The organism is Rummeliibacillus sp. TYF005 (genome assembly GCF_003844195.1).
In the GTDB taxonomy this organism is placed as follows: Bacteria; Bacillota; Bacilli; order Bacillales_A; family Planococcaceae; genus Rummeliibacillus.
Window position 1 is genome coordinate 1 of sequence record NZ_ML122601.1, and the last position, 12,905, is coordinate 12,905.

The 12,905-nt window shown below is 35.0% G+C and carries 13 protein-coding genes; 8 read left to right on the plus strand and 5 right to left on the minus strand.

The genetic code is table 11. From position 1 onward, the window contains the following. Nucleotides 1-173: 173 nt before the first annotated feature. Together CW357_RS17000 and CW357_RS17005 are read left to right on the plus strand one after the other, a co-directional pair. Nucleotides 174-656, plus strand: a complete 483-nt coding sequence (locus CW357_RS17000) for a YrvL family regulatory protein (protein WP_233548162.1) — start codon at nucleotides 174-176, stop codon at nucleotides 654-656. A 110-nt stretch (nucleotides 657-766) separates the two neighbouring features. Continuing rightward, on the plus strand, nucleotides 767-1,390 hold the full coding sequence (locus tag CW357_RS17005) for a LysE family translocator (protein WP_119417256.1): 624 nt from the start codon (nucleotides 767-769) through the stop codon (nucleotides 1,388-1,390). 106 nt (nucleotides 1,391-1,496) lie between these two features. On the opposite strand, the gene CW357_RS17010 is transcribed toward CW357_RS17005, so the two are convergent. Further along, on the minus strand, nucleotides 1,497-2,507 hold the full coding sequence (locus tag CW357_RS17010; protein WP_233548161.1) for a CAP domain-containing protein: 1,011 nt from the start codon (nucleotides 2,505-2,507) through the stop codon (nucleotides 1,497-1,499). 252 nt (nucleotides 2,508-2,759) lie between these two features. On the opposite strand from CW357_RS17010, the gene CW357_RS17015 reads away from it, so the two are divergent. Continuing rightward, entirely contained in the window at nucleotides 2,760-3,953 is a 1,194-nt protein-coding gene (locus CW357_RS17015; protein WP_124218669.1) for an NAD(P)/FAD-dependent oxidoreductase, read from the plus strand. Between the two features lie 11 nt (nucleotides 3,954-3,964). Further along, the gene (locus CW357_RS17020) at nucleotides 3,965-4,540 is read left to right on the plus strand and encodes a hypothetical protein (RefSeq protein ID WP_124218670.1); all 576 of its coding nucleotides are present in this window, start codon (nucleotides 3,965-3,967) and stop codon (nucleotides 4,538-4,540) included. 32 nt (nucleotides 4,541-4,572) lie between these two features. Here CW357_RS17020 and CW357_RS17025 read toward each other — a convergent pair whose 3' ends face one another. The 4 genes from CW357_RS17025 to CW357_RS17040 form a co-directional block, all read right to left on the minus strand. Next, nucleotides 4,573-5,835 carry a glycosyl hydrolase family 18 protein gene (locus tag CW357_RS17025; protein ID WP_124218671.1) on the minus strand — a complete coding sequence of 421 codons (1,263 nt, stop codon included), beginning with the start codon at nucleotides 5,833-5,835 and terminating at the stop codon, nucleotides 4,573-4,575. Nucleotides 5,836-6,024: 189 nt separating this feature from the next. Beyond that, a complete protein-coding gene (locus CW357_RS17030) occupies nucleotides 6,025-6,600 on the minus strand; it encodes a TetR/AcrR family transcriptional regulator (protein ID WP_119417253.1) in 576 nt (191 codons plus the stop codon). A 255-nt stretch (nucleotides 6,601-6,855) separates the two neighbouring features. After that, nucleotides 6,856-8,571 (minus strand): GMC family oxidoreductase, encoded by a 1,716-nt coding sequence (locus CW357_RS17035; protein ID WP_124218672.1) that lies wholly within the window; start codon nucleotides 8,569-8,571, stop codon nucleotides 6,856-6,858. Between the two features lie 27 nt (nucleotides 8,572-8,598). Beyond that, complete coding sequence (locus tag CW357_RS17040) at nucleotides 8,599-9,315, minus strand: gluconate 2-dehydrogenase subunit 3 family protein (protein ID WP_124218673.1); 717 nt, start codon at nucleotides 9,313-9,315, stop codon at nucleotides 8,599-8,601. A 250-nt stretch (nucleotides 9,316-9,565) separates the two neighbouring features. Here CW357_RS17040 and CW357_RS17045 point away from each other — a divergent pair, with 250 nt between their 5' ends. The 4 genes from CW357_RS17045 (at nucleotide 9,566) to CW357_RS17060 (ending at nucleotide 12,820) form a co-directional block, all read left to right on the plus strand. After that, the gene (locus CW357_RS17045) at nucleotides 9,566-10,105 is read left to right on the plus strand and encodes a glycerol-3-phosphate acyltransferase (protein WP_119417250.1); all 540 of its coding nucleotides are present in this window, start codon (nucleotides 9,566-9,568) and stop codon (nucleotides 10,103-10,105) included. A 2-nt stretch (nucleotides 10,106-10,107) separates the two neighbouring features. Then, nucleotides 10,108-11,649 (plus strand): aminotransferase class V-fold PLP-dependent enzyme, encoded by a 1,542-nt coding sequence (locus CW357_RS17050; protein ID WP_124218674.1) that lies wholly within the window; start codon nucleotides 10,108-10,110, stop codon nucleotides 11,647-11,649. Nucleotides 11,650-11,764: 115 nt separating this feature from the next. Beyond that, nucleotides 11,765-12,220, plus strand: a complete 456-nt coding sequence (locus tag CW357_RS18395) for a hypothetical protein (RefSeq protein WP_158582421.1) — start codon at nucleotides 11,765-11,767, stop codon at nucleotides 12,218-12,220. Nucleotides 12,221-12,334: 114 nt separating this feature from the next. Continuing rightward, on the plus strand, nucleotides 12,335-12,820 hold the full coding sequence (locus CW357_RS17060) for a tetratricopeptide repeat protein (RefSeq protein WP_119417248.1): 486 nt from the start codon (nucleotides 12,335-12,337) through the stop codon (nucleotides 12,818-12,820). Nucleotides 12,821-12,905 lie beyond the last annotated feature (85 nt).

The window sequence follows — 12,905 nt, forward strand, 5'->3', positions numbered from 1 at the left end:
AGAGCTCTTACTACTAATATACGAGGAGAGATAGAATGATTAATGGAGTGGCTATAAAATAATCCGACCATTATTTGAGTTAGTTTCAATTCTTAGATATAGTAAGGTAACTGTGTATGTATAATTAAAATGATTATAAATGGCTGTTTACTACCATATGAGTCATTAAAACCGTGTCAATTATTATAGGAAAGGAAGTGTTTAATATCAACAGAGTTAAGACAATAGTAATTTGTTTAGCTATTGTACTATTTTTTTTACTTGGTATTAGCTTTTTTGAATTTTTTGTTTTGAGATTACTAGGGTTACAGTATAATTCAATGGGGGCTTTAGTGTTCTTTTTTGTTTTATATTTATTACTTGAAATACCTCTCTCTTTAATATCAAATGCGATACCCAAAGCATTGTATTCTGTTGGTATAATTCGATCTAGTAAAGGGTTGCTATCATTTTTATTAGATACAGGATTGACTTTTACCTTAATTAATTTACTTGATACTTTTATGGGGAACATTAAGATAGAATGGCAAGGTGCAGTTATATTTTCAATAATAACTGGATTTATTAGTTGGAAATTAAAAGAGACGGATGAAGAACCACCAACAATTGATAGTGAAGAATTCGAGGAAATAGAAGAAAGAATGAATTCCAAATAAAAATTGTATTTTTTTGTAAATATCGAAGAAAAAGAATCATTAATGACAGAATATTCATTTTATTGCATAATAGAAACATAGATTTGATCGAAGGATGTGTAATTTAAATGATATCATTGTCTTTATTAATCTCTTTTTTAGGCGCATCAATCATTCTTTGCATAATGCCAGGCCCTGACAATTTGTTTGTGTTGGCACAAAGCTTAACGCAAAGTTGGAAAGCGGGAGTTTATACAACATTGGGATTGTGTACGGGGTTACTGGTTCATATATCGGCAGCAGTTCTTGGGATATCGGCAATTATTTATCAATCAACGTTTATTTTCACCATTGTAAAGTTTGCCGGAGCAGCTTATTTAATCTATTTAGCATGGCAGGCATTCCATGCTAAGGAGGATCCTTTTACCATCCATAAACAAAACAAAATGGCATATAAGGATTTATATAAAAAAGGAATTTTGATGAATATATTGAATCCGAAAGTTTCCTTGTTCTTTTTAGCACTATTACCTCAATTTATAAACCCAAATGCTGGGCATGTTTCTCTGCAAATGTTTACTCTAGGCTTTGTCTTTTTAGTGCAGGCGTTTATATTATTTTGTCTCTTCAGTATATTTGCGAGTACGTTACGAAAATGGCTTATTGGAAAACCAGCTGTTGCAAGACGTCTAAATAAGATACAAGGCACACTCTTTGTATTAATTGGATTAAAAATAGCTTTTAGTGAAAATTAATAGGAATAGCGTTAAGGCAATTAATGATGATCAATGCCATTCTTAATATACAAAAATGCAGTTGGATGAAAAATCTTCTCCAACTGCATTTTTAGTTCATCTATTTTTAAAAAGGTGTATAGAAATTAATCGTATAGTACGGAACATTATTTGCATCAAAGGCAACTCCGACACCAACATGGGTTAAATCGGGATTTAGGATGTTTTTACGATGGCCGAGACTATTCATCAGTCCTTCATGTGCAAAAATACTACTATATTGTCCGTAAGCAATATTTTCAGCATACATTCTTTCTTGATAACCAGCTGCTTGCATTCGTTCGTGCGGTTGGCTTCCATCGCTTCCGGTATGAGAGAAGAATTGATGGTCAATCATATCTTGGCTATGTTGACGTGTTTCTGCGGTGAGTCCTTTATCGTATGCTAATGGTTTTAAACCAAACTCAACGCGGCTTTCGTTGATCAGTTCAACCATTAACGCTTCATATCCTGCTCTCAGCTTATTGGATGCCTCGCCATAATAGCCGTCTTTTTGCATTTCAACACTTTTCTTTATATATTGGACAGAGCGTAACTTATTGTTATTGTGTACATCAAAGAAGAACGTCACGAAATAACCATCGATAGGATAGACTAATTGTTCCTTGTTATTTTGAAGCTGATAAATGTCGTTTCCTTTTCTGATATTTGTTAACGGTTTACCAAGCTCAGCTTTTAATTGGCTATAAGTTGTTTTACCAGTAGTTGCACCGAAAATGGTACGGCCTTTCCCGGCTATATATCCACCGTTTTTATCAGGAAGTTTTAAAGTGAAGTTTTTGTATTGTTGTTCGTACAAATGCCAATCTTGACCATACTCACTTGCAACTGTCATTTTCCTAGCGTTCGTTGTTTGAGGAATGTTCGTATCTGCTACTTTTCTTTCCTTATTTTGCTCCTCAATGACTTCTTTTTGTTTCTGTAGTTTTTCGACCGTTTCCTTCGTTTGTGTTTTTATAGTTTCGGCGGCGGTTGAAATTTTTTCCTTCGTATTTGAATCCATCTCTATATCTTGACTGAATTTATATCCAGCAATAATGACAAATAGTAAAAACAGTACTTTTAAAAGTTTGCTCATGTAATCTTCTCCTAATTTACTTCTAATCGAATTATATAATTAAAGTCTGCTGTTCGTCATTATTAAGATATTGATAATTAAAGAAAGGGATTAATTGATTAGAAAACTGGAAAAGACGTTATTGTAGAATAATTAGTTATGCGGCCATTAAGAGTATAAAGGTTCAATTATTTCGTAAACTAAGCTTGATACGGATAAATCATTCTTTAATATTTTCCTATATAAGCTATTCCTAAAAAGAAAGGATCATGTATGCGAAATTCATATAAAATTGTCATCGTTGGGGGAGGAACTGCGGGCATTTCAGTTGCCGCTCAATTATTACGAAAGTCGAATGTGTTAGAAAATGATATTGCAATTATCGAGCCAGCCTACATCCATTATTATCAACCTATATGGACACTTATTGGAGCAGGTGTAGCAAAGAAGGAAGATTCAGGGCGTGAGATGAGCTCTGTTATACCAAAAGGGGCTGTTTGGATTCAACAAAGTGCGGACGGATTTAAGCCTGAGGATCATGAAGTGTTGCTCAAAGATGGAACGGTGATTAAGTATGAATATTTAGTTGTAGCAGCGGGTATTGAGGTTTTATGGGACGGCATAAAGGGTTTAAAAGAAGCGCTAGGTACAAAAGAAGTATGTAGCATTTATTCGTTTGAACATATAACCTACACATGGGATACTATCCGTAATTTTAAAACAGGTACGGCACTATTTACATATCCTATGACACCCATTAAATGCGGAGCAGCACCTCAAAAAATCATGTATTTAGCGGAAGATTACTTTTATAAAATGGGAATACGTGACAAGATTCAAGTTGAATTTCGAACGGCAGAATCGGCTATTTTCGATGTGATGAAATATCGAATGGCTTTAGAGAAGATTATTGAGCGCAAGAATATTGACGTAGCTTATCATCGTAATTTAATCGAGATCAAAGCACAAGAAAAGATAGCTATTTTCGAAAATCTGTCGACGAATACAATCGAAGAAATAAAATACGATATGATCCATGTGGCGCCATATATGCAAGCCCCTAGATTTATCGCAACTAGCCCGATTGCAGATGCAAATGGATGGGTAGATGTGGATATGTATACATTGCAACATAAAACTTACAAAAATGTCTTTGGAATTGGTGATAATACAAATTTACCTACACATCGATCAGGTTCAGCTGTTCGCAAGCAGGTGCCTGTTGTCGTTGAAAATCTGCTATCAATTATGCGCGATCAACCGATGAACCAATTCTATGATGGGTATACAGCGTGTCCAATTGTAACAGGGTATAACAAAGCCATCTTACCAGAATTCAATTATCAAAAAGAACCGGTAGAAACAATGCCTTTCAATCAAGCCATCGAGAGGACAAGTCTATATTTACTGAAAAAGAATTTACTACCTATTATGTATTGGGACGGCATGCTAAAAGGTACGATGTAGGAGGACTGCTTATGCAAGACCAAAATCAATCTCAATCGTTATCAAATCTTCTCAATCAGTTACAAAATCCCGAAATCCAAGAATCATTATCCTCCATTTTAAAAAAACTCCCTGAATATGAAAAAGGAATTGAATCCATCAATAATATGGTGACGTTTAGTAAGGATCTATTCAATGATCAACAAATTGGACAAAAATACGATGAGCTATTAACCAGTTATAATTTAGATTTTAAAACGATTCATGCAATTATTGGTCTACTAGAAAACTTACCGAAGTTAAACACGATTCTCGATCAATTCATAAAAATAATGGATTTTGCAAATGCCATTTTACAAGATAAGCAAAGTATTGAATATGTTTCGAATAATGTTAGTCAATATGCAGAGCCATTAAAAGAAAAAACACAAACTTTTAAAACATTTGTAAGTGAAGTAAAGGAACAAATGTCGAGCAATGATAATTCAGAACCCATTAACCTATTTACGATTTTAAAATGGTTAAAAGAACCTGCTGTACAAACCATTCTGCAATATATACAAGCAGGGATTCATGTGCTGAATCATGAAAAAGAAAGGAATATCTAATATTTTTATAAGATATTCCTTAAAAAGATCAATTATAAAATTTTTCTAATGTTAAAAAATTCTCTTATTAACACAGCGAATTGTGTAAATGGTAGACCTAGATGCCATGACCCGATACCTCTTAAACGCCGATCTGTAACGAGTTGTAGTTTTTGGGCAAGAGCTCTAGCATCTTCAAACCAGACAATATGTCGTTTTCCTGCTTCATCCCAATAAGTGAAGAAGGGTTGTTGATATTCGGCTGAATACGAAATGGGTACGTTATTATCCATTGCTGTTCTATAGGCATCTGCTACTGAAAGAGCTCTTGCACTTTCTACTGAGCCATCTGACATTGTCCAGTCATAGCCATATCGAGGGGTTCCAAGAATTACTTTGTTAGCTCCCATTGTTTCAATGGCATAGTCGACCGTCTTTCTTACTTCGTTGAACGGCGCAACAGGTCCAGGTTCACTTCCTGCTTCGTGCCAATCGTATGCCATGAGAAAAACAAAATCGACTACGGCACCTATTCCACCATAATCATATCCCTTATTCCATTCTGGTTCTGTCGCACTGGTTTTATAAGGAATTGCTACTGATAAAGAATATCCTTCTGGTTTTATGCGATCTCGTAATTCTCTTAAGAAAGTTGTGTAATTATCTCTTTCTGATTCAGGCACTAATTCAAAATCGATATTGACGCCTGCGTAATTTGTACTTGTCAATAATAGATAGATATTTTCAATAAGATTTTGTCTTAGAGAAGGGGAGGGTAGAATTTGACGCAGAATAGCAGAGCTAAAGCCAGTACTTGTTAAGTTGGTAATGACAGCAATCGGTGCAACATAATTTTCTCGAGACAGATTTACGATGCCTTGATCGTTAAGTGGACTTAAATCTCCATTGGCATCTACATGATGTTCGAAAATACCATAGTAGGTGGTAATTGGCGCAAAAGTTCGTGTTATCATTTCATCATTTTCGGGCGTAGTAGGGAAGATATAACCAAAGCTGTATGCATTATATTTGACTCTAGGAGGAAGGTAAAGTAGTGTTCCAACATTTAGCATATTAGATTGAAGACCATTATAAGCTTTAATCCGATCAACTGGTACCATAGCCATCTGTGAAATCGTATATAAAGAATCACCAGGTTGAACAATATATTGGTCAGTAGGAATTAGTAAATCTTGACCGGGAACTATTCTGTCGGAAGATAATCCATTTGTAATTCGAATGCTATCCATTGTCACATTAAACTTATTGGCAATAGAAAAAATCGAATCACCATAATTTACGACGTAGATAAACAAAGAACCGCCACCTTTATATTAGTCGTCTTTATAAGGATATGCTTCAGATTTTAGATGGGCATACATATTTGAAAAAATTTTTTAAAACTATATGTAAAGTTTTAGTGGGTAGGAAGAGGGGGTACGATTAAATGAGGAAATAAAGGAGTAACAATTAATGATTTACATCAAAAATTGATACTCACAATATTAGTGTGATGGATGATATGTATCCATAATTATAAGAAATTGTTCTAACCATTTTAGCATGATCGAACTATCTTGATACGTCACGCTTATCGTTAAATTCCCTTCCATTGATACAATAAATAAATCAGCGAGGCTTTCTGAATCCTTCTCGCTATATCCTGCTTTGGCAAAATATCCTTGAAAAATCGCTTTCCAATAATCAAACGTTTCTATACATTTTTGGCGTACAGCTTCACTAATACTAGAAGATTCAAGTGCGACTAAACCGATTCGATAAGCTTTACGATTACTATCCATTACTTGAGTTGCAATATGCTTTACATAGTTAGCAACAGCCATTTTTATAGGATATTTATCAAAGATTTCTTGCATTTCTTCGGCTGCATTTATTTTAGTAGATTCTAAAAATGCAAGTACGATTTCCTCTTTACCATTTGGAAAGTGATAGTAGAGTGAACCTTTTGGGCAACCACTGACTTCAATAATCTCATTAATACCTGTTGCATGATATCCTTGCGATTGAAATAAATAAGAAGCAGCATGGATGATATTTTGTTTTGCGTCCTTTTTTGTCATCGCTTACACCTCGCTCTTAATAGATTTATCCTACATCTTAATAGGTAGTATGTCACTAAAAAATAAAGTGAAAAATAAATCTAATTAAAAACAACACATTTTGTAGGAAGTATGACCTCCACAAATGGAAGTTTTACTTAATCATAAGACATTTAAAATTCGTAGGTCAATCTAAATATACTTCCTCTGTTTACAAATATAGTAAAAAGACCACTTCTAATTATGATTGAAGTGGTCTTTTCGAATAGGAAACTATTATTTTACTAATTGTCCGCCTTTTTTTAAGTATTTAATCATACCTTCAGTTGCATGGTAAGTAAGTGCACCTAAAGTTGTTGTTGGGTTAGTTGTTCCGAAGTGAGGGAATGCAGATGCTCCGCAAACGAATAGATTTTCACAATCCCACATTTGTAAATATTTATTGACTGCAGAAGTTTTAGGGTCATTCCCCATGATAGCGCCACCAGCATCATGTTGGTAAGTGAAATTACCACCAAAATGTTCAGGCATTACGTGTTTGTCAATTTTAGAAGCACCCATTTTTTTAAGGACGCCTGCACATTTTTCGACTAAAAATTCATTTAAATTGCGGTCTTGGTCTGTGTAGTCAAAAGTTGCACGGATTAATGGATCACCATATGCATCTTTGTAATTAGGGTCAAGATCAAGATAGTGTTGTTTCCAAGGCATAATACCGCGTTGAGCGACAACAGAAATTTGACGGTTTGAATATTTTAAAGAAGCTTTTTTAAATTCTTTTCCCCATGTTGGTGTGCCCATAGGAACCGCATTATTACTAATTGGCTCATTTCCAAATTGGTGCATCTCAATTTGACCACCATGGATGAAGTCAACGTTTGAATGGTCAAAGTTATCAACAGTAAAGTCAGAACATGCCATTCCTAGAGAACCTGTACCAATGAATAAATTGAATTTTTCATCGTCAAAGAAACCTGTAGCTCCCATAATAGTATGGTGATCACAGTAGTTTTTCCCGATTATACCTGTACCAGTTTTAGGATTATAAGGTGTGCCAATTCCTGATAAAAGCAATAAACGAACATTATTAAATGTATAACTTGTTAGAACGACTAAATCAGCTGGTTGTTCGTATTCGACACCAGTGCGTGTATCGCGATAAAGGACACCAGTTGCTTTCCCGTTTTCATATAAAACACGAGTTACTTCTGAATTTGTACGTAATTCGAAATTGCCTGTCTTTTTAGCTGTTGGAATAACAGTAACAATTGGATCAGCTTTTGCGCCATATTCACAGCCATAGTTACCACAGAAAGAGCAATATTGACATGCGCTTAGCTGTTCACCATCAGGGTTTTTATAAAATTGAGAAGCAGTAGCAGATGGAACAGTATATGGATGATATCCAAGGTCTTCACATGCTTTTTGGAATAGTTTCATAGATGGTGTTTTTTTCATTGGAGGGTTAGGGTAATCTTTTGATCGTTTACCAGCAAGAGGGTCAACTTCCCCAGAAATTCCAGCCATTTCTTCGAATTTAACATAATAAGGTTCTAGTTCATCATAAGTGATGCCCCAGTCTTGAATAAGCATGTCTTTTGGAATTTTATTTTTTCCATATTTTTTTTCTGTTAGGGTACGGATTTCAAAATCATAAGGGTAATAGCGGTGTGTTTGTGCACCCCAGTGAGCGCCGCCGCCCCCAGTACCTTCACCGATAGTTAGAGAAGCAATATTACGTACGGGTTTTGCAACTTCATTTAAATTATTACGGAATGTAATCGTATCTTTGCTTAGTTTATGCATTAACTCTTTGCGTACAGTATATTTTACTTCATCGTGACCATGTAGATAGTCTTCTGTTGTGCGTTCCTCGCCTCGTTCTAAACCGACTACTTTAAATCCGGCTTTTGTTAATTCAGCTGAAACAATACCGCCTGTCCAGCCCATACCTGTAGTGACAACATCCACTTTTGGTAGTTTTTTAACCATTTTAAGTTCCTCCATTTATGTAAGTTTTTATTTATGACTTGCTAAGCTAACCGGTTGCATTTTAACAAACTTTTCTTCTTCAACAATATTGGCATATGACATTTGCGCACCTGGATATTCTTTCATTTTCCATCCGGCCATGTTCTTGTTTCCACCATAAACTGGATCACAGTAACAACCTTCTAGTGTCATTTTGCGAAGTAATGCAAAGAATAAAGCAGAGTTGACTAGACGCATTTTTACTTTACCTTGTTCAAATTGTGTTAAGATTTCAATTTGTTGATCTTCAGTAAGCTCTTTGAATAATTTTTTGTGTTGAGTATTACTTACTTCGTTTAGACGACGAACGCCTTGCAAGATGATATCAGCATTGTAAAGGGGAGCTTCACCTTCTTGGAAAGGTATTTTCATATAGTCGTTAACATTATGGCCATAACTACCTGCTAGTTGTTTATCGATATAGTATGGAACGCCTAGTTTAATAGCACCTGGTCCATTTTCATCCTCTGGATAAATAGCCTCAGTAGCAGCACTCAATGCGTCAAAATCTGAACTTCTTTTGAAAAATTGAAGTGCTTCAGAATAATCCACTTTAGTTGTTTTCGTTTGTTTTTTTTCTGTAGAAGCCTTACCTGTAAGTAAAGAAGTAACGCCACCACCAACGATTAGACCGCCCAATGCAACTCCTGAAGTTTTCAGAAATGCACGACGTGAAGTTGAATCTACATTTTTCTTATCAGCCATCTCAATACCTCCATTAAAATAAAAAATCATTTCATGACATTAATTTTCATAAAATTGATTTGTGCAATTTAAATAATAGACCGTTCACTATAATTAGTCAATAATGCTTAAGCAATTTGTCATATTAATAGGAAAATAATATCGATTCTAATGTACTTAGTTAGTAGGAAGGTTTTTATCAAAATATAGCGAAATAAATAAAACAGTGACGCAAAAATAAAAAAGTAGCGGTGATTATTTGGAGATAATAATGTATTTTGTCATATGTTATTTTATAGGTAATTTTATGACTGGCTGGATTGTTGGTAAATGGTATGGAGTATCCTTGCAGAACGAGAATAGTGGAAATGTGGGAGCACGTAATGCCGGGCGAACGCTTGGTAAACTAGCATTTTGTTTTGTTTTCTTTGGGGATGCATTAAAGGGTGTTGTGGCATTTTTATATGGTAAATATTTAGGGCTTGATGAGATGATTATTTCTTTTGGTGTTTTATTTTGTATTTTAGGGCATCTTTTCCCAATATTCCTACGTCTTAAAGGAGGAAAGGGCGTAGCAACAATGATTGGAGGATTGATCAGTTTAAATCCAATCCTATTTTTAACATTAGCTATCGGTACGATCGTAGCATTACCTTTTACCAAAAGTTTAACCAAAAGTATGGTGTTTGGTTTTATCGTATATAGTGCTTCAATTTTTCTGCTACATAAACAAATGTACTTCCCGATAATATTTGCTTTAGTAATGATTACTTGGAAACATAGAGAAAGCTTAATGATAAGGTGGAGATGACGATGTATTGGTGTAAAATTGCAACAACTGATAAGGAATTTGATGAGATAGCAAAACTAAATTACGAAACATTTGTAGAAGAGATTCCTCAACACCAATCAAATGAAGAAAGAAGATTGGTTGACCGATTTCATGATGAAAATACATACTTAGTTGTTTATAAAGATACAGAAATGGTAGGGATGTTAGCTTTTCGTGATAAAAGGCCATTTTCATTGGATGAAAAGATTGGAAAAGTAGAGTTGAAACTTGACAAAGAGGTATGTGAAAAGCTTTGCGAAATTCGGTTGTTAGCTGTTAAAAAAGACTATCGAAATGGTCGCGTGTTTAGTCAATTAGCAAAAGCAATTTATACTTACGTATATAACAAGGAATATTCAGCAGCAGTTATTTCCGGAATTACAAAAGAAGAAAAACTATATCGACGGTTAGGATTCCAACAATTTGGAGAAATGATTGGAACAGCTGAGGCGACATTTTTGCCAATGATCTTAACAAGGGAAAACTGTGATGTGATGAGTGAACAAATACGATTGAAGCAACATAATTTCTTTCCTGGTCCAGTTGAACAACTTCAACCTTTAGAACATACTGGAACATCCCATCGATCGACCAAGTTTTTCACTCTCTATAAAGAGATGAATAACCAATTATTGCATCTTTCTAGTGCAAAATACGTTACCCCCTTCGTTGGTACAGGTACATTAGCAAATGACGTGATGTTAGGGCAAATCAAAGCAGATTTTAAAGATTCCAAAGGTTTAATGTTAGCAAATGGAGAGTTTGGTGAACGGCTAATGAGACAAGCGGAAAATTGGAAGTTATCATTTGATAGTTGTACGTATAAATGGGGAGAGGCTTTTAATTTACTAGAATTAGAACAACATTTATGTACTGGGGAATATAAATGGATTAGTTTTGTACACGGAGAAACTTCAACTGGAATGTGCAATGATTTAGAACCAGTATTAAAGTTAACAAGAAAATACAATGTAAATGTTTGTGTAGATTGCATCAGCACCTTTGGGGCATTTCCTTTTTCAATGGAGCAGTTATATTTAGCAACAGCTGTAAGTGGAAAAGCAATTGGTGCATTAAGTGGTCTTGCATTTGTCTTTTTAAATCAAAAACCAAGTAGTAATGATGCACCATTATATGTAAACTTAGAACATTATTTTAAACATACTGTTCCTTTTACATTGCCAGCCTACTTGGTTTCGAATACACTCTCGGCATTGCAGCTATATCCAACGCGATTTGACATTCTTAAATCACGATTTGACCAATTACTTTATTCTTCTCTTTCACAGTATTGTATTGTCGAAAAAGCAACTTATCCAATGATTGTTACGTTAAAATTACCCAAAGCGCTTTCTAATTTTAGCGAAGATGCAAAATTGAATGGATTCTTGTTGCATGACGAAAGTTCTTATCTTAAAAAACATAATATTGTTCAGATTTCTGTTATATCCATTGGTTTTGAAAAGATTTTTGAAAGATTAAGTGAATTCTTCAATCTTTATCAAGAAGTAATAGAAGGATAATTGTCCAGGTTTCTTAGTCATGTTTTTTAGGTAACTAATTTTTATAACAGGGCTAACGTGGAGGGCTAGTCACCCACTTTTCATATATTACTTTATGATGAAAGGAGGGATTTAATTGACTTCGCCTCAAAATTTCCCTGGAAGACCTTCGATGCCTCCACCATTTGGACCACCGGGAGGGCAACCAGGATTCCCAGGGGGTTCACCGGGATTCCCACCAGGATTTCCGCCGGGAGGGCAACCGGGTTATCCACCAGCATTTCCACCAGGAGGGCAACCAGGTTTTCCACCAGGAACACCAGGAGGAGGTCCAACTGGACAAATGCCAACTGCGGCACCACCAGCATTCGCACCTGCAAGGGATTCAAGCAGACAAGGATCTAGTGGAATAAGCTCATGTTTGTTTAGGAATACGTATATCTGGACCTTTGGAGGAAGTAACTTCTGGTTCTATCCTATTGCCGTAACAAGAGATCAAGTAATGGGCTATCGTTGGAGTACTCGTAACAATCGTTGGAGTTTCAGAATTATTAGCAGAAATAATATTTGGTCATTTCAATGTTTTAGATAAAAAGGTTGAAAGAGCTGCGCAATTAATAGTTGTGCAGCTTTTTTGGTTGGATGCGGAAAGTCTATATGCATTAAAATGGATACAACAGTTGAATTTGAATATGGAGGAATTTATATGGAAGAAAGTATACAAACTGCAATAGAATTACGAAATAATGGTTTCTATAAAAAGTCAAATTTACTTTTAGTAGACTTAGCTGATCAATTTCCAAATAATGCTCAGATCCATTATCAATGTGCATGGAGTTTCGATGTATTAGGTGAAGAAGCAAAAGCAGTTCCTTATTATGAAAGAGCCATAAGTCTAGGATTAGATCATGAAAATCTCGAAGGTGCATTACTAGGATTAGGCAGTACATACAGAACATTAGGTCAATACGAAAAATCAGCCCAAACCTTTCAAAAAGCAATCCAACTCTTTCCTTCAAACAAAGCCATTCAAGTATTTTTTGCTATGACACTATATAACCTTGAACAACATCAAGAATCAATGGAATTATTATTAAAATGCATAATCGAAACAACAAAAGATAAACAAATATTGGCATATAGCAAAGCAATCGAATTTTATTCAGATAAATTGGATGAAAAATGGAAATAATTGATGGGGAAAGATGGTTGGATTTGCCGCTAGGGAAGTGAGTTGTGTAAAAGGGAGTTCGAGTTGTGCAAAAGGGAGCTTGAGT